Origin of the sequence: uncultured Microbacterium sp. (assembly GCF_937927635.1) — a bacterium.
GTDB lineage: Bacteria > Actinomycetota > Actinomycetes > Actinomycetales > Microbacteriaceae > Microbacterium.
Genome location: NZ_CALBRW010000017.1, coordinates 337,311 through 354,284 on the forward strand (window position 1 = coordinate 337,311; position 16,974 = coordinate 354,284).

At 67.9% G+C, this 16,974-nt stretch carries 18 protein-coding genes and 1 pseudogene; 13 read left to right on the plus strand and 6 right to left on the minus strand.

The features are described 5' to 3' along the window. Positions 1 to 345: 345 nt before the first annotated feature. The 5 genes and pseudogenes from Q0568_RS08225 to Q0568_RS08245 all read right to left on the minus strand — a co-directional run. A pseudogene (locus tag Q0568_RS08225) lies at positions 346 to 1,116 on the minus strand (DEAD/DEAH box helicase); the annotation flags it as partial. A gap of 135 nt (positions 1,117 to 1,251) precedes the next feature. Beyond that, the gene (locus tag Q0568_RS08230) at positions 1,252 to 2,388 is read right to left on the minus strand and encodes an alpha/beta fold hydrolase (protein WP_298865285.1); all 1,137 of its coding nucleotides are present in this window, start codon (positions 2,386 to 2,388) and stop codon (positions 1,252 to 1,254) included. Further along, positions 2,388 to 3,407 (minus strand): DUF6545 domain-containing protein, encoded by a 1,020-nt coding sequence (locus Q0568_RS08235; protein WP_298865164.1) that lies wholly within the window; start codon positions 3,405 to 3,407, stop codon positions 2,388 to 2,390. Before Q0568_RS08235 ends, Q0568_RS08230 begins: the two co-directional genes overlap by 1 nt. After that, positions 3,404 to 3,868, minus strand: coding sequence for a hypothetical protein (locus Q0568_RS08240; RefSeq protein ID WP_125131942.1), 465 nt, complete (start codon positions 3,866 to 3,868; stop codon positions 3,404 to 3,406). Before Q0568_RS08240 ends, Q0568_RS08235 begins: the two co-directional genes overlap by 4 nt. A gap of 58 nt (positions 3,869 to 3,926) precedes the next feature. After that, positions 3,927 to 4,358: a hypothetical protein gene (locus Q0568_RS08245; RefSeq protein WP_292726492.1), complete on the minus strand. Its 432-nt coding sequence runs from the start codon at positions 4,356 to 4,358 to the stop codon at positions 3,927 to 3,929. A 318-nt stretch (positions 4,359 to 4,676) separates the two neighbouring features. On the opposite strand from Q0568_RS08245, the gene Q0568_RS08250 reads away from it, so the two are divergent. The 11 genes from Q0568_RS08250 (at position 4,677) to Q0568_RS08300 (ending at position 13,759) form a co-directional block, all read left to right on the plus strand. After that, on the plus strand, positions 4,677 to 5,612 hold the full coding sequence (locus tag Q0568_RS08250; protein WP_298865171.1) for a bifunctional DNA primase/polymerase: 936 nt from the start codon (positions 4,677 to 4,679) through the stop codon (positions 5,610 to 5,612). Continuing rightward, positions 5,609 to 6,250, plus strand: coding sequence for a DUF2637 domain-containing protein (locus Q0568_RS08255; protein WP_298865174.1), 642 nt, complete (start codon positions 5,609 to 5,611; stop codon positions 6,248 to 6,250). The genes Q0568_RS08250 and Q0568_RS08255 overlap by 4 nt, the downstream gene beginning before the upstream one ends. After that, positions 6,247 to 6,687: a hypothetical protein gene (locus Q0568_RS08260; RefSeq protein ID WP_298865178.1), complete on the plus strand. Its 441-nt coding sequence runs from the start codon at positions 6,247 to 6,249 to the stop codon at positions 6,685 to 6,687. The genes Q0568_RS08255 and Q0568_RS08260 overlap by 4 nt, the downstream gene beginning before the upstream one ends. A gap of 7 nt (positions 6,688 to 6,694) precedes the next feature. Further along, positions 6,695 to 7,525 (plus strand): hypothetical protein, encoded by an 831-nt coding sequence (locus tag Q0568_RS08265; RefSeq protein WP_298865181.1) that lies wholly within the window; start codon positions 6,695 to 6,697, stop codon positions 7,523 to 7,525. A gap of 4 nt (positions 7,526 to 7,529) precedes the next feature. Next, a complete protein-coding gene (locus Q0568_RS08270; RefSeq protein ID WP_298865184.1) occupies positions 7,530 to 8,519 on the plus strand; it encodes a ParB N-terminal domain-containing protein in 990 nt (329 codons plus the stop codon). Between the two features lie 29 nt (positions 8,520 to 8,548). Continuing rightward, positions 8,549 to 9,190 carry a hypothetical protein gene (locus Q0568_RS08275; RefSeq protein WP_298865187.1) on the plus strand — a complete coding sequence of 214 codons (642 nt, stop codon included), beginning with the start codon at positions 8,549 to 8,551 and terminating at the stop codon, positions 9,188 to 9,190. A gap of 11 nt (positions 9,191 to 9,201) precedes the next feature. Then, positions 9,202 to 10,371 (plus strand): M23 family metallopeptidase, encoded by a 1,170-nt coding sequence (locus Q0568_RS08280; protein ID WP_298865190.1) that lies wholly within the window; start codon positions 9,202 to 9,204, stop codon positions 10,369 to 10,371. 1 nt (position 10,372) lies between these two features. Further along, positions 10,373 to 10,639, plus strand: a complete 267-nt coding sequence (locus Q0568_RS08285) for a DUF6112 family protein (RefSeq protein WP_292728710.1) — start codon at positions 10,373 to 10,375, stop codon at positions 10,637 to 10,639. A 72-nt stretch (positions 10,640 to 10,711) separates the two neighbouring features. Beyond that, complete coding sequence (locus tag Q0568_RS08290; RefSeq protein WP_045246597.1) at positions 10,712 to 10,981, plus strand: DUF6112 family protein; 270 nt, start codon at positions 10,712 to 10,714, stop codon at positions 10,979 to 10,981. Between the two features lie 30 nt (positions 10,982 to 11,011). After that, a complete protein-coding gene (locus Q0568_RS08295; protein ID WP_298865196.1) occupies positions 11,012 to 12,289 on the plus strand; it encodes a conjugal transfer protein TrbL in 1,278 nt (425 codons plus the stop codon). 3 nt (positions 12,290 to 12,292) lie between these two features. Beyond that, positions 12,293 to 13,759, plus strand: a complete 1,467-nt coding sequence (locus Q0568_RS08300; protein ID WP_298865199.1) for an SCO6880 family protein — start codon at positions 12,293 to 12,295, stop codon at positions 13,757 to 13,759. Positions 13,760 to 13,800: 41 nt separating this feature from the next. Here Q0568_RS08300 and Q0568_RS08305 read toward each other — a convergent pair whose 3' ends face one another. Next, the gene (locus Q0568_RS08305; protein WP_138172284.1) at positions 13,801 to 14,862 is read right to left on the minus strand and encodes a hypothetical protein; all 1,062 of its coding nucleotides are present in this window, start codon (positions 14,860 to 14,862) and stop codon (positions 13,801 to 13,803) included. Positions 14,863 to 14,965: 103 nt separating this feature from the next. On the opposite strand from Q0568_RS08305, the gene Q0568_RS08310 reads away from it, so the two are divergent. Continuing rightward, entirely contained in the window at positions 14,966 to 15,403 is a 438-nt protein-coding gene (locus tag Q0568_RS08310) for a hypothetical protein (protein ID WP_298865202.1), read from the plus strand. Continuing rightward, complete coding sequence (locus Q0568_RS08315; RefSeq protein WP_298865205.1) at positions 15,400 to 16,884, plus strand: ATP-binding protein; 1,485 nt, start codon at positions 15,400 to 15,402, stop codon at positions 16,882 to 16,884. The genes Q0568_RS08310 and Q0568_RS08315 overlap by 4 nt, the downstream gene beginning before the upstream one ends. Positions 16,885 to 16,974 lie beyond the last annotated feature (90 nt).

The following is a 16,974-nucleotide window of genomic DNA, read 5'->3' on the forward strand; positions in this document are numbered from 1 at the left end:
GGTGCGCTCCAGCCGGTCGGTGCGGCGACGCAGCGACTGAAAGATCGCCTCCGGGCTCGACGCGAGCCGACGCTGGAGCACGGTGAGCGCGAAGCCGACCGTGTTCTTCCGCTTGCCCTCCAGCCGGTCGGCGAGGTTCATCCCGTTGCGGACGTACTCGGTGACCTCCTCGTAGAGGAACTGCTCATCCGGGGACAGCCGGTAGGAGGCAGTCTCCGCGATCCGCTCAGGGAACAGCGGACGTCCCTCGAAGGTGACCAGCTTCTCCTTCACCATGCGCCGCATCAGCCCGTCGGCGGTGCCGGTCTGCGCGTGCCGATCGCCGGGACCGGCGAAGCGGTCGCGGTCAAGCAGCGAGAGGAAGGTCTGGAAGTCCTCCTCCTTGCCGTTGTGCGGCGTCGCTGTCATCAGCAGGAAGTGCCGGGCGCGCTCGCTCAGCAGCTCGCCGAGCTGGAACCGCTTCGACGCCTTCAGCTCGCCGCTGAACCACGACGCGCTCATCCGGTGCGCCTCGTCCACGATCACGAGGTCGAACTCGGCCTGCTCGATCTGTTCCAGCAGCACCTCGTTGCGGGCGAGCTGATCCATGCGTGCGATGAGCAGCCGCTTCTGCTCGAACACGCTCTTTCCCGGTGCGGTGTCGTCCGCGCCGGGCGCGAGGATCTCGAACTCCAGGCCGAACTTCAGCGCCAGCTCGTCCTGCCACTGCTCCACCAGCCCTCCAGGGGCCACCACCAGACAGGTGCGCACGTCGTCCCGGAGGATCAGCTCCTTGATGTAGAGCCCGGCCATGATCGTCTTGCCCGCGCCGGGGTCGTCGGCCAGTAGGAACCGCAGCGGCGTGCGCGGCAGCAGCTCCCCGTACACCGCGCGGATCTGATGCGGCAACGGCTGCACGTCGCTCGTCGCCACCGCGAGCATCGGGTCGTGCAGCCCCGCAAGCATGATGCGCTGCGCCTCCGCAGCCAGCCGGAAGTTGCGCGGATCGGCGTCGAACGGACGCCCGGACTCCAGGTGCGGCGCGATCTTCGCCTCGTCGTCACGGAACAGCACCACCTGCCCGAGCGCCCCGTTGTCGTCCTGGTAGGTCACCTCGACCGCGTTCGAGCCGTGCATCTGCGCCGCCAGCACCGTCACGGCGCGCCCCGGCACGATGCCCGCCAGCCGCGCAGTCGCGGCGATGTCCTCTAGCCGCACGGCGACCCTTCCGACTCGAAACCCGACTTCGAGACTACCGACCAGCACCGACGTTCAAGACGGGACGTGCGCGGCGAGCCAGGCGATCGCCGCGCTCTGCCATCGGTCGGGGTCAGAGTTCCACGAGAGCGTGTGTCCCGCTTCGAATACCTCCAGTGACACAAGGCCAGGCCGAGCATCTCGGAGTCCTTGTGAGAGCCCTATCGGTACGGAGTCGTCGTGGGTGCCGTGAAGGATGAGCGTGGGCGCGGTGAGTTCCTCGGCACGAACCGTCCAATCGAAGGATCGGAGCGGGATGCGCTCGGGCAGGCCGACCATGTGGGCCAGCGGGCGGAGCATCAGCCACGGAATCGCGAGGCTGCCCGCGGCTGCGGGGAATCCGCTGCGGGCACAGTTCGCTTTGATGACTTCGGTCCAATCGAGCACGGGTGAGTCGAGCACGAGACCTGCGATGCTGCGTCGATATAACGGGTGGTGAGCGAGCTGGAGCGCGATGGCCGCACCCATCGACCATCCGAACAGCACGATCTGCCGGGCTCCGTGCCGCATCGCGTACTCGATGGCGGCCGCGGCGTCGTCGGCCTCGGTGTAACCGAATGTTGAGCGCCCGTTGCCGACTTCCGGGCCTTCGCCGTCGGCTCGGTAGCTGATAACGAGCGAGGTGTAGCCGCGCTCGGTCGCTGCGAGCACGCCGCGAAGTGTTCCGGCTCGGACGCTGCCGAGGCCATGTAGGTGGATCGCCCACGTCGATCTGGCACCGTCGCCGTCGATGCGCCAGGCGGGGGCAGCCCCCACGAGCGTGTCGATGGTGATGTCGTGTGCGTGAAGGCTGGCGTCGTGCGGGGTCGGATAGTAGATGCCGCTCCAGGAGACGTGATCGCCAGCCCTGAGAGTGAGCCCCGATGCCGTGCTCGTCACCCGTCGTGCGATCAGAGTTGGTCCACGGTCGAGCACGTCTTCGGAGAGTTGCGCCCAGCCTCCGTTCTCGAACCAGAGGTTGTACGCGCCTTCGGCTGCGGTCTGGCGAGTTCGGTCAAGCACGATGAGAGTGCCGTCGCCGTCGCGCTCAATCTCGCGGACGGTCAGGTCGTATCGCCGCCTGCTGCGGGCTGTCAGCCGCCGCGTGATCACCCAGCCGACACCCAACGCGCCTGCCGCAACGAGTCCGGCACCTAGCGCGACCCGTCGCATCACGAACTGCCCTCCTGGCCGACCCGGCCTCCTGGCGAAGCGGTGGTCCGTGTCGCTCTCGTGTCGAGTCCGAGGAGGTGGCTCTCGGCGCGATTCAGCAGGGCGCGCTCGGTTGCGCTGATGTCGAAGGTGACGCGCGGGTCGATCATCGCGTCGCGGATCTCAACGATCTCTCGGTGTAGACGGCTCTCCAGGTCATCCGCGCTCGCAGCGAGCGGGTCTGCTTGGCTCAGCCCAGGCCGCACGAGGGACGCCCGCTTCCAGAGAGGCTCCAACTGTGTCGCGAGGCCGACGGTGCGCTTCCGGCGCATGTCGTGCTGTGCGCGGCGGACGGCAGGCTGCGCGGCGAAGCCCGCGCATAGGAAAAGGAACGCGAGCAGAGAGAGCGGTTCGTAGGCGGGTTGGACGGCGCGCATGAGATCGAGATGTCCTGTGACGTGTGCGACGTCCATGATGAGCACGGCCAGGCACAGTGCGCCGCCGAACGCCGATCCCAGGCTCAGCAGAGCCGCGGGGAGACGCTGGATGCCGGAGCTGCGCAGATATTGCCGCGCGGCGAGGATCATCATCGTCGTGATGACGAGGAAGAAGTAGCTGAAGTTGATGATCGAGTAGGCCGCTGCTGCGGGTTGCGCGCCGAGGTCGATCATGAACCGAGTCGTGGTTGTGCCTCGATCGATGAACACGAACGTCGTGGTGATCGCAAGAAGCGATGTGTGGAGCACCGGGACGCCCACGGCGACCCGCACGAGCCTGGGGCGGTACTCGTCGACCTTCATGACGCCTCGACCGAGAAAGAAGATCCCGGTCATCAGCAGCCCATCCGCAACGAGGGTCGTGACGTTCGTGCCGCCAAGAAGCGGATCGGTGGCGAGGTAGATGGCGTCGACGTTCAGGGTCATCGCGACGGCAATCGTGAAGGAGGCGTAGGTGATGCTTCGATCCGCCCGTTTGCGGCGGAAGATGAGCAGGCTCGCCACGAGCGCCCACATGAGCGTCGCGACGAGCGCCTGGATCACCCGAAAATCTCCGAATAGCGAGACTCGGCGAACACCGATCCTCGGATGCCCGCGGCCAGCCGATCTGCGAGCGACTCGGCGGCGATCTCCGTCTCACTGTCAATGTCCTGTCGCTTGAGCAGGCGTCCGCGCGTGTGAGGAGGGATGTTGGGCAGCAAGACGTCCCCGGCTGTGCAATCGTCGCCCTCCGTGTGACCGAGGATCATGTGGGCCAACTCGTGAAGGACGAACTGCTGGCGGTGCAGTGCAGAGTCGCTGCGTGCGTGGAGCACGAAGTCCTCGGTGTCGGTGACCAGCCAGAGCGCACAGATGCCGTCGCGGGTGTCGAGGTCGGCGAGTTCGACGACGCGGAGCCTACGATGGCGCCGTTCCTGTATGGCCTGGAGAAGGTGCGCAAGCGTGAATCTGCTGCCGAGCCGCAGATCGGAGACGGCGGCCGTTACGGTCTCTTCGGTGTTCACGTTTACCTCCTCTCGGCCGAGCAGCTACTGGTCTCGGCTCCGTGGTGCGCGACACCCGTCAGTGCTCGGGTGTTCGCATCATTTCCTCGTCCAGGAACTTGCTGATGGCTTGGAGCGCCTTCGGCGAGATATCGCCGAGCGTGCGAGCAGCGTAGGACTTCACCTTCGCTGCACGCATCGAACGCACGAGGTCGAGCTGGGCGGAGACCTTCTCCGGGGTAGCCACGCCGCTCTCCCCCGCAAGAAAGGCAGCATCAACGTCGAAGAAGTCCGCGAGTCCCTCGAAGATCGCGGTGTCTTGAACGTATCGGTGGCCGTTGACCATGTACGTCCATCGTGATCGAGACAGGCTGATGCCACGTTGTCTCAGATGCTCCGCGATCTGCGAGTAGGTCGGTTCGGAGCCGGACTCGGCGACAGCGACATCCATCAGAAGTCGCAGGCGTTTGGCGAGGTCGTCAGCCGCAGCCTGACTTTCGTCTTCAGTCATCGTTGCTGACCCCCCTTCCCTTCGGGAGGGCCAAGGCATCGACGCAGCCCAGGCCCAAGGGCACTTGTGCATGCTCAATCTACCCGTTGAGCATGCACAAATCAACCGTTGCGCATGCTCAATGTGGGGTGTTAGAACGGAATCTCGGAAGATTTGAGCATGCTCAACGCGGAGCGGGAGGAGACGATTCCGTGAGAACAGCGCGACCCCGCAGCCTGCCTGCGTTGCCCGTCGGACGGCGACCATCTCTTGGGAACCCCGGCGCACCTGATCGACAAGAGCCCCACGGCTCACGACCAGGCCAGAGGAGGTGCCGAGATGACGATGCCGGAAGCCGCGCGCGGAGAGCGCCAGCCGATGGATGCCGCCGCACTGCTCGCCTCGCTCACCGGGCTGTCGCCGAGCGCCGCAGCGTGTCGCTACGCCGAGGCAGGCATCCCGGTCTTTCCCTGCGTCACAGGAGGCAAGCGCCCGCTGACCAAGCGGGGATTCCACGAGGCGAGCACCGAACCGCGCCAGGTCGCTCGCTGGTGGGCGCGGTGGCCGCGCGCCAACATCGGGATGCCGACGGGCGAGATCTCCGGGCTGGAGGTCGTGGATGTCGACGTGCACGGGGCGATCCGCGGCTTCGCAGCGTTCGAGCTGGCCCGGCGCGAGGGGCTGACGGATCGCTGGGCCGCGTTCATCCGCACGCCCTCGGGCGGAGTCCATGCCTACTACCCGGCCGATCCCGAACTGGTGCAGCCGTCCTGGCAGGTGGCGCGTGCTGGCATCGACTTCCGAGGATCGGGCGGCTACGTCATCGTGCCGCCCTCGATCATCGCCACCAATGCGGGGCCGAGTGCGTATGCCCTCATCGGCTCCGGGCGAGGCGATGCGGTTCCCGTCGATGCCCGCGCGCTGCGGCAGTTCCTCGATCCGCGACCGGCGCGCCCGACGCCCGTCATCCCTGTCGAGCGAACGGACGGCGTTGACGTGGAGCGGATCGCCCGCTGGGTCGAGATGCGCGGCGAGGGCGAGCGCAACCGCGGCCTGTTCTGGGCCTCGTGTCGACTCATCGAGGCGGGCATCCCGCCCGACCGCGTGCGTGCCGCGCTGGGGCCGGCTGCCGAGCGCGCAGGCTTGCCCGCGCCGGAGATCGAGACGACGATCCGCTCGGCGCACCGCGTAGCGAGGGGCGCACCGTCTGCGCCCGCCGCCAGTTCCATGCCCAGCCATGCAGCTCAGCCTTCATCGGGTCAGGTGCTCTCGTGATCCCCGGCAGCACGCAACAGCCGCGCGGGCGGATCGCCGTGTGGACGGCGGTGGCTGGGACCGTATTCATCGCCGCAGCCGCCTTCTGGCTGTCGTTCACGGCGCTCGCCGACCTCGCGCGACGCTCCGGCGTTGATGAGAGCCAGGCGTGGGCGTGGCCGCTCATCGTGGACGGCATCATCGTCGTCGCCACGGTGTCCGTCGTCGCGCTCGCGGGGCAGCGTCCCGCCTGGTATCCGTGGCTGCTGCTCATGGCCGGTGCCGCGGTCTCGGTCGCAGCCAACGCGATCCACGCGGTCGTCGCCGCTGACGCCGACGTTCCTTCTGCGCTCGCGGGATCGGTTGCCGCGGTTCCGCCGCTCGTGCTGCTGGCGATCACGCACCTGACGGTGGTGCTCACTCGACGGTTCCGTGGAGAGCCGTCGACGCAGACGGCCGAGTTGGTGTCGAGCGCGGTCGAGCACCTGTCGCCGGAAGCGCCTGCGCACCTTGCTCCTAGAGAACTCGCTCTGCGGATGAAGGGGGACGGCATGACGAACACCGCCATCGCTCGTGCGACCGGGGTGCATCCGTCCACGGTCGGTCGTTGGCTGGCGACGCCCGCGCTCGCCGCCGCATCGGAAGGAGGGGCGCTGTGAACGATGAGCTGCCGGAAGACGAGCACGCCCGTCGGCTTGCCGATGTCTTCCACACGCTGAAGCCGACTCCGAGCGAGGCTGCTGAGATCTCGGAGCTGGCGCGCCACGCCGACCCGTGGCTCGCCGCGCAGACGTGGCGCGGCGGCCACCCACTCCTGGAGCGCCTGAGCGCAGAGCACGACCGCAGCCAGGTGGTGTGGGTGCGCCCGACCGAGCTGCTCCCGTCCGCCTCGGCCCGCATGATCGGACGCGGCATCGACCTGCGCACCGAGCTGGCACGCCGCGTCGAGGAGCGTCGGCAGACCTCGCCGCAGGCAACTCCGATGACCCGGCCAGGCATCCGGGCGCGTGCCCAGGGCATCGCGCCGCTCTCCGCGTTCGGGCAGTCGCCCGCGCACCAGTCCTCTGTCAGCCGCGACCCGCTCCGCCGCCTGTGAGCGCGCCATGTCTGCCCAGGCCGCTCCCACGTCGTTCCGCACTCCGGAGGGACTGCGCGCGCTCCTGGAGCGTCTGCACGACGATGGGAAAGGCGCGTGGCGGCGCGACGTGGATGTCGCGGCGCTCATGGAGTACACGGCGGGTCGGTACGCGAGCCTCGCGCGAAAGCACGGCCTCGACCCGTGGGAAGCGGCGAGCGCCGCGTTCGACGCTATGCGCACCCCGGCCGTGCGCAACGCGGAAGATCCGTGGGCAGTCGTCACCCGTGCTGTGCAGGTCACACTGATCGCCGAGGAACGAGGCAACGGACTGCTGTGCTCGACGCATCAGGCACGCAGGCCGCAATACAGCGGTTTCCACGACCCGGAGCGGTTCAGCGACCGGGAGAACCCGCTCACCGACTACCACGAAGCGTTGCAGGTCGCGCCCGCGGGTGAGGACGAGAACGAATCGGACGACGAGGCATCTGGCGTCGTCCGTGCAGTCGAGGACGCGATCAAGCTACTGACGCTGCTCGACTGGCCGGAGCAGACGGCGCGCGCAGCCATCGAGCACATCTGCACTCGACTCGGCGAAGCGCCGTCGCGGGCGAGCGCAGCGGAGTCGCTTCGGCGAGACCCACACGCTCGGGCCGTGCTCGATCTGTCGTCGACGAGCTGGAACGCGCTGCTCCGTGCGATCCTCGGCAACCCCGATCCCGATCAGGCCCGCACCGCCGTCGGCCGCGGCGTGCTGTACCGCCTTCTTGTCGGCGAACCCCTGCGCGCGCTGCTCACCGATGACGACCTCGTGCTGCTGCTCGGCCTGAACGCGCCCACTCTGGCGGGGGCGAGGTGAGCGCATGGCGACGAGCACCGGGCACATCGAGCTGGAGCGCACCATCGACTCCATCGTCGTCGGCAGTCGTCATCGCGTGGAGCTGGGCGACATCGACGCACTCGCAGCATCCATCGAACGTGACGGACTGCTCCAGCCCCCGACCGTGACGCCGGAGGGGGTGCTCGTGTGCGGCGCTCGCCGCATTGCCGCGCTGCGCAAGCTCGGCTACAAGAAGGTCAACGTGTTCGTGCGCTCCGGGATCAGCGACCGGCTCCAGAGGCTCATGGCTGAGCAGGCCGACAACGTGCTGCACAAGCCGTTCACGCAGACCGAGGCCGCGGCGCTGTACCGCGAGCTGAAGACGCTCATGGCCGAGGATGCCGCCCGTCGTCAGGCGGCGACGCAGTTCGGTGCGGGCGGGAAAATCGCCGGAACGAGCGGTGGTGCCGTCACGGCACCACCGCTGATCGGTGCCCCTGGCAAGTCCCGTGCGCAGGCCGCGCTCATGGTCACCGGGCGCAAGTCGTACACGAGCCTGGAGCAGATCAACGATCTCCAGCGGATCGCGAACGACCCCCGCCAGCCGGAGGATGTGCGCAGCTTCGCCCGCTCCGAACTCGACGCCATCGACCGGGGCGCGTCGATCACCACGGCGCACGCCCGCACCATCGCCATGCTCGCGATCCCGCAGGATGAGCCCGAGCCGCCCGGCGAGCTGGAGCTGCTCGCTCAAGAGGCGCTGGAGCGCGCGAAGCAAGGACGCAAGCGCGGCCCGGCTCCCGCGCCAGCGACAAGCCCCGTGCCGGTTCGCTACCCGGTGCGGGCGTTCACGCTCACCTGGAACGACCTCGATCAGTGGTGGTCGCACTACGACCCCGCCGAGGTCGGCACCGCACTGAGCGACGAACAGTGGGAGCACGTCGAGGCGATCCTCGACGCCACCGTCCGCTTCTTCGACGCGGCCCGAGCCGCCCGCGCCGCCCGCCAACGTCTCGCCAAGGAGAGTGCCTGATGCCGCAGACTCGCTTCCCCCGTCGCCTCATGATCCTCCTGATCGTCGGTGCCGCCGTGCTCGCCGTCCTCGTCGGAGTCGGGCTCTACGGGCTGTTGCTCGCGCCTCGCTCCGACCCCTCGCCCGGAAACACCGCGGGCGATCCTCCCGGCGCGTCGACCAGCACGCCGTCGCCGACATCGAGCACGCCGCCCGTCGTCCGTGAGTCCGACGACCCCGAGACGTTCGCGCGAGCCCTCGCCATCGCGCTGTTCACATGGGACACCGCGACTGAGTTCGGGCCGACCGACTACGCGCAGGTCGTCGTGGATGTGGGCGACCCCTCCGGCAATGAGACCGCCGGGCTCGCCTCTGACTTGCGCACCTATCTCCCGACCGCGGACGCCTGGGCGCAGCTCCGCACGATGCAGACCCGCCAATGGCTCGACATCAACGACGTGTTGGTGCCGGACGAGTGGGCGACGGCGCTGGAGCAGGCAGCCGAGGGACAGATCCTTCCGGGCACCGTCGCCTACACGATCACCGGCATACGACAACGTGAGGGCGTCCACGGCATCGAGCCCGTGACCAGCTCCCACGAGGTCGCGTTCACCGTCTTCATCACCTGCGAGCCGACCTTCGATACCTGCCGCGCGCTTCGCATCTCCGAGCTTGACAACCCCCTGCGTTGATCGGCACCCGCATGAAGAAGCTCGTTGTGGTCATCGCCACCCTCGTCGCAGTGCTCCCCATGAGCCTGGTCGGCGTGGGTCTGCTCGTGTCGCCCGCTGTATTCGCCGCATGTCTCTCGTCAAGCTCCCTCGTTGTCGGGCCGATCCCGGAGTCGCTCACAGCCACGACGCGCGCGGGCGAGACTGTGACCCTCAACCACGAGCAGCTAACCCATGCAGCCACCATCATCACGGTCGGCGCGCAGACCGAGGGCGTTGGTCGCGCTGGCATCGTCATCGCGCTCATGGCCGCACTCACCGAGTCGCGGCTACGGATGCTCGCAAACTCGGCTGCAATACCAGAGTCGAGCGATTTCCCGAACGACGGAGAGGGCAGCGATCACGACTCTCTTGGTCTATTCCAAATGCGGCCGAGCGCAGGATGGGGCACCGTCGCAGAGCTGATGAACGCGACCTACCAATCGCGCGCCTTCTACGGAGGTTCGAGCGGGCCGAACTATCCATCACCGCGCGGACTGCTCGACATACCCGACTGGCAGCACCTCGACCCTGGCGATGCAGCGCAAGCGGTCGAGGTCTCGGCATATCCCGACCGCTACCAGAACTACCAGCCGGTCGCCGAGGCGATCCTCGCTGCACTCACGCGCCGCGCCGAAACCACGCCGGGCGGTACACCGCTCGGCAACGTACCCGAGACGACTGCCATCGTCTTCCCACTGCCGAGCGGGACGTGGGTGAACACCAGCGACTTCGGGTGGCGCGAAGACCCCTTCACTGGTGAGCGAGCGTTCCACTCAGGAACGGACTGGGCTGCCGACGACGGCACGCCGATCCTCGCGCTCGCCGATGGCGTGGTCAGCTTCGCCGGGCCGTCGGGTGGCTACGGCAACCTCATCATCATCGAGCACACCATCGGCGGCGAGCGCATCGCCTCCGCCTACGCCCACATGTGGCGGAGCGGCGTCCTCGTCAGCGTCGGGGATCGCGTCGTTGCCGGGCAGCACATCGGCAACGTCGGTTCGGCGGGCAGGTCGACCGGAGCCCATCTGCATTTCGAGATCCGGCCAGGCGGGTCGAATGCTGCGGCCGTCGATGCCGAGCCGTGGCTTGCCGCCCACGGAGTGCAGAACCTCGATGCCGCAAGCACCGCGGCGCTCTGCTCAGCACAGATGGCCGCATGACATGGACATATTCCCCGACTTCGGAGCCGTCGGCGGTCAGGCAGAACTGCGGGCCATCGTTGGCGCGCTGCTGACCATCGTGCTCATCCTCGCCGTGCTCATGCTCGTCATCTGCGCCGCAGTGTGGGCGATCTCGTCGGCGAACGGCAACATCACTTCGGCTGTCCGCGCGCGCACCGGATTCCTCGTCTCCGTCGGAACTGCCGCCCTGGCCGGCCTCGGCGTCACCTGGGTCAACTTCCTGCTTGGGGTCGGCGCGAGCATCTGACGCCAGCCCAATCGGGACAGCGTGCGCACCTACCGGGTAAGTCGTCCCCTCGCCTGCTGAAGGAGCACACAAGTGATCGACATCGACCCCAATACCGACGGGTTGCCCGGCATCGAACAGCTCCGCGTCATCGTCGGCGCGGCCATGACTGTGGGGCTCATCCTCGCTGTCCTCGCCCTCATCATCTCGGCCGTGGTCTGGGGCTACGGGGCGAACAGCTCGAATCCGCACCTCGCCAGCCGGGGCAAGGTCGGCGTACTCGTCTCGTGCGGCGCGGCGATCATCTGCGGTGCGTCGGTGACGCTCGTGAACTTCTTTTGGAACGTCGGCCAGTCGGTCTGACTCCACGACCGAGTTGAGATGGCTGAGCCGATGAGTATCTGTGATGTGCCCGTCATCGCCTCGGTGTGCGATGCCGTGGGCGAGGGAACTGCGTCGCTCATCTCCGCGCCGTTCGACTGGCTCGCGCAGGCAATGGGGCAGGCCGCAGCCTGGCTGTTCGAGAGCGTGTGGGCGGTGTTCGACTCGACAACGCTCGTCGACGTCACTGGAAGCCAGTACGTCTCGGTCTACAACGTGCTGTTCGGGGTGGCGATCTTCGTCATACTCGTCTTCTTCTGCCTCCAACTCATCACCGGGCTCGTGCATCGAGATCCGATGGCACTGTCGCGCGCGGGCGTGGGACTCGCCAAGTCGGTGCTCGGATCGTTCGTCGCCATCACCCTCACCGCGACCCTGTTGGAGGTCACCGATCAACTCACCATCGGCATCGTGCAGGCGACTGGCAACACGATGGAAGGCATCGGCGACCGCATGGCCCTGCTCGCCGCTGGGCTGACGACGATCAACATCGCCTCGCCCGGCGTCGGTGCGATCATCACGATCTTCCTTGCCGGGCTCGGCATCGCGGGTGCGGGCATCGTGTGGTTCACGCTGCTCATCCGTAAGGCGCTGCTGCTGGTCGCCATTGTCTTCGCGCCCATCGCACTCGCCGGGTTCACCTGGGATGCTGCAAAGGGTTGGTTCGGACGCTGGGCGGCGTTTGTCGTGGCGCTCATCTTCTCGAAGCTCGTCATCGTCGTCGTGTTCCTCGTCGCCATTGGGCAGATCAGCGCGCCCATCGACCTGGACCTCGCCTCGATCAGTGACCCGATCTCGGGCGTCGTGCTGATGTTCATCGCCGCGTTCGCGCCCTACCTGACGTACAAGTTCATCTCGTTCGTGGGCTTCGACATGTACCACGCGATGTCGAGCGAGCAGGAAGCGAAGTCGGCGCTCAACCGACCCGTCCCGCTACCGGTCAAGGCTCAGCCGAACGCGGCAAAGTCCGTCCTCGGAGGGCAAAGCGGCGCGAGAGGCGGGACTCCTCCCGCGCCGAGCACAGCTCCCGCTGCAAGTGGCGCAGCAGGCGGCGCTGCGGGCGCAGGTGGCGGGGCGGCCGCTTCCGGTGGCGGGGCTGCGGCCTCGGGGGGCGCGGCAGGTGCCGGGGCAGCAGCGGCCGGACCTGCGGCCGCAGCCGTCGTCGGGGCGCAGGTTGTCAAGGCGGCGGCGACAACTGGGCCGAAAGTCGGTGCCGCAGTCGGCGGCGCAGCAGCCGGGCACGCAGAGACATCAACGCCGCCGATACCCGTGGCACCGAGGAAGGGGTAGAACATGGCCACCCGGCACCCTCCGGCTCCCGAGCAGCAGCTCTCCCCCGTGCAGTTCTCGCGCCTCGCGCACCGTGGCATCCTGCTCGGACTGTCGATCTCGCAGTTGATCGTGCTGGGCATTGGCGTGGTCACGGTCGTCGCCACGATCTACACGGGCGGTGGCATGGGGCTGGTCTGGACATCCCCGATCTGGCTCAGCTGTCTGCTGCTCGCGATCGTCCCCGTGGGCGGGCGCAAGCTCGTGGACTGGCTGCCCATCGTGTCGCGCTGGATGTGGCGGAGCACCGCTGGGCAGTTGATCTTCCGCCGCCGCGTCATCAAGCCGCGTCCCGTCGGCACGCTCGCGCTCCCCGGCGATGCGACCGCGCTGCGCGAATGGGTCGATCCCGAGACCGGCACGGCGATGGTGCACGACCCCCACGCTCAGACCCTGACCGCGGTGCTGGGGGTGACGCACCCGGCGTTCGTGCTGCTCGATCCGGGCGAGCAGGAGCGGCGGATCAACGGCTGGGGTCGGGTGCTCGCTACTGCGTGCCGCTCAGGCCGGATCGCCCGGCTCCAGGTCTGCGAGCGGACGCTGCCGGACTCAGGCACGGGGCTCGCCGAATGGTGGGCCAGGCACGGCAGCGACGATGAATCCTGGCCTGCGACCACCTACCGGGAGCTGATCGAGCGTGCTGGGCCGACCGGCGAGCGCCATGCGACGACCATCTCGATTGCGCTCGATATGAACGCCTCGGGACGACAGATCCGCTCAGCGGGCGGCGGCATCCGTGGAGCTGCCGCCGTGCTGCGTCAGGAGATGACCACGCTCGTCACGGCGCTGCGAGCTGCGGACCTCGCCACGACCGGCTGGCTCGCGCCCGGCGAAGTCGCTGTCATCCTGCGCTCCGCTTACGACCCGGCTGCTGCGCCCGCGCTGGAGCGGCACGCCGACATCGGGCGTTCCTTCGCCACCGCGGGACCAATCGCGGTGACCGAGAGCTGGGATCGCGTGCGCACCGACTCCGCGCACCACACCGTGCTTTGGCTCTCCGAGTGGCCGCGCTCGCAGGTGTTCCCCGGATTCCTCGCCCCGCTGCTGCTCACCTCCGGCATGCAGCGCTCGTTCTCGCTCATCTGCACGCCAGTTCGCGCCGACATCGCGGCCCGCGACCTACGGAAGAAGAAGGTCGGCCTGCTCTCCGACGCGGCCCAACGTGCGAAGATCGGGCAGGTCGAGGACGCCTCGCGCACGGTTGAGTACCAGGACGTGCTCCAGCAGGAGTCCGACCTCACCGCGGGGCACGGCGTGCTCCGCTACACGGGCCTCATCTCCGTCTCCGCGCCCACGGTCGATGAGCTGGATGCCGCCGTCGCCGCCATCGAGCAAGCCGCGGTCCAGGCGTCCTGTGAAACGCGCAGACTCGTCGGCCAGCAGGCCACCGCATTCGCCGTCGCCGCGCTCCCGCTCTGTCGAGACGTGTGACGACGCGCACGCTGCGTCCCCTCTCGCCGATCAGGTCGTAGTCACTCGGCCGGACGCACGAGCAAAGTCGCGGATGGGTCGACGCCCTCTGCCCAGGCTAGAGTCGGCAGGTCGGCACCATCGAGACCCGCCAGTTGCAGAGCCGCCTGCCCAGACAGATGGGCCGAGTTAATCGACTGTCCGTTCGCCACCGCGGCGTAGAACTGCGCCGCGTAGCTGATCGCGTCACCGTCTTCAATCTCGTCTGCCATGCCGATTGCGAACGGAACAATGTCGGCAACGAGGGCGTCAAGCTGACCAGCAGACCGGCAGGAGTTCAGAAGAACGAGCAAGGGCGGATCGTCCGTTGCATTGATCGCGGCAGCGAAGGCGCGCGCGCTCACGATCACACCCTCGTGGGGCGTATCGGTTTCGTCTTCGAAGACGATCAAGTCCTCATTGCTGTGGCCGGAGAAGTGAACGACGTGCGGACGGAACTTCGTGATGCCATCAAGCAGATCGGCCGTCGTTGCAGCAGGACGGACATCCAGCTCAACCAAGTCACGATGAAGCGCCGACTCGACCGCTGCACGAATCCGCTTCTGCTCACGCCCCACGCGCAGATCGCCTTCCGACGATGCGCCGAGCATCAGCACGCGGAGCTTCTCAGGCTTCGGGGCAGGAAGCTCACGAATGACTTGCGAGACGGCGGACTCCGTGGCGCTCAGCCGCCGCTCGAGAACGGCGCGCTGGGCCGCGGCTTGCCGATCCGCACGCTGTTGGTCCAGCTTGCGTCTACGTTCAGCGGCGTTGCTCTCGGATGCTTCTGCCCGTGCGAGCTTGTCGGCAAGCGCCATCTCCTCCTTGGCATAGCCGGCCGCGCGCGACTGCCATCGACTCGCCTCCTTACCTGCCGCGGCAGCCTCCGATTCCTTCCTTTCGGCTTCGCGCAGCTTGGACTGGATGGTGCTGGAGCTCTTCGACTTGCTGGCCGCAGCACGAGCTGCCGCTGACTCAGCTCGCTTTTTCGATTCCTTCCCACGGTACTCTCCAGCCTTCTTTTCCGCGTCGATGCGCTGCTTCCGCTTGCGCTCAAGTTGGCCGCGGTATGTGCTTGCGCTCATGCTCTTCCTCACAACAGGTCGTCGGATCGACCGTAGCCTCGACCTCCGACGTCGGGGATAACGTGCGCACCTTCCTGGCAGATCGAGACGCCAGGGAGACGAAATGCCGACGTTCAGCAACCCTGTAAAGGACGCCGCAGACGCCCGCGAGGCGGTGCGGGCGCTCGCGCACGCGAGCCGTGCGTTCGCTGATCCCGCGGACACATATCAGGTGGTCGGCGAGTTGCTGGGGACGCTGCGCTCCCTGGAGCAAGTGCTGGAGCAGGTCGCGGCGGCGCACGTTCGGCACCAGGACAAGGCGTTTCTCGACAACGGCGACCACGAGGCTGGGGTTGATGAGGCTTGGGCCGCCGCTAACGCCCTGCGCAAGGCCGCAGAACTCGTCCAGTCGGCCGAGACTGCCGTCGATCAGGCGACGCAGCATTCGAGCTACATCGCCTGGCACCCGGCACCTGTCGCCAGCCGACCTGAGCTGGACCCGTTCTCACGCGATCCGTTCGAGGCCCACCCCGTCAGTTCGCGAAAGGGGCTGTCGCTATGAGTCCCGACGACCGCGAGCGCCTGCACACCGCGGTCCTGCTCGACCCAGCGGGCGAGCGCCATGCCGCTCGGAAGGCGCGACGGCGAGCGGCGAACAAGATCGAGACCGCCGACCGCAAGGCGCAGCAGGATCTGGCGCGCGCGGCGTGGGAGGCCGAACGCGAGGCGCGGCGGGCGACGACCTACCTGCCACCGTCCGGCGAGACGAGGCCCGCGGCACTCCGCACGCCGGGCCGATTCCGGCTGCCGTGTCACCAGGACACGAGCGCGACGCTGGCCGGGGCGTATCCGTTCCTCGCCGAGGGCGGACTGGGCTCTGCCGGGGTGTTCGTCGGCCAGGATCTCTACAGCGGGGCGTCGTTCGTCTATGACCCCTGGGTGCTCTACGCGCAGGGCCTCATCACCGCACCGAACATCGTCCTCGCGGGGATCGTCGGCTCCGGCAAGTCCTCGCTCGCCAAGAGCCTCTACACGCGCTCCATCCCATTCGGTCGGCGGGTATATGTCCCCGGCGATCCGAAAGGCGAGCACACGGCTGTCGCTGAAGCAGTCGGCGGACGGGCGATCGTGCTGGGGCACGGGATGTCTACGCGGCTGAATCCGCTCGACGAAGGGCATCGGCCTTCGGGCCTCAGCGATGCCGAGTGGCAGAGCCAGGTCACCTCCCGGCGACGCGACCTTATCGGCGCACTCGCCGAGACCGTCCTCGACCGCGGCCTCACCCCGCTGGAGCACACCGCCGTCGACTTCGCGCTCGCCGATGCGGTGCGCTCGGCCGAGGTGCCGATCCTTCCGATGGTGGTCGACCGCATCCTCGCCCCGCAGGCCAAGGACGACGACGGCAGGCTCGCCGAGGACGGCCGACTCGTCGGACACGCGCTGCGGAGGCTCGTGGCCGGTGACCTGGCGGGGCTGTTCGACGGCCCGAGCACCGTGCGCTTCGACCCGTCACTGCCGATGGTGTCGCTCGACCTGTCGCGGGTGGCAGAGAACTCGACGCTCATCTCCGTGCTCATGACGTGTTCCTCGGCGTGGATGGAGTCGGCGCTGCTCGACCCGGCAGGCGGCCCGAGGTGGGTCGTGTATGACGAGGCGTGGCGGCTCATGTCACATCCGGCACTGCTGCGCCGGATGGACGCACAGTGGCGGCTCGCGCGGCACTACGGCATCGCCAACCTGCTCATCTTCCACAAGCTCAGCGACCTCGACAACGTAGGCGACCAGGGCTCGGCGATGCGCGCGCTCGCCTCGTCCCTGCTCGCCAACGCCGAGACACGGGTGATCTACCGGCAGGAGAGCGATCAGCTCGGCGCGACCGCGCAGGCCCTCGGGCTGACCGGCACCGAGCAAGGGCTGCTGCCCGGTCTCGGCACGGGGCAGGGGCTGTGGAGGATCAAGAACCGCTCGTTCGTCGTTCAACACCAGCTTCACCCGGCCGAACTTGCGATGTACGAGACAGGTCAGAAGGCCAGAGGAGCGTGAGATGACCATTGCCCTTCCGCGGCGACGCCGCGCACGCCGAGAGAGCACCAAGCACGAGGGCTCCGCCAACGCACCGGCTGTACTTCCGGT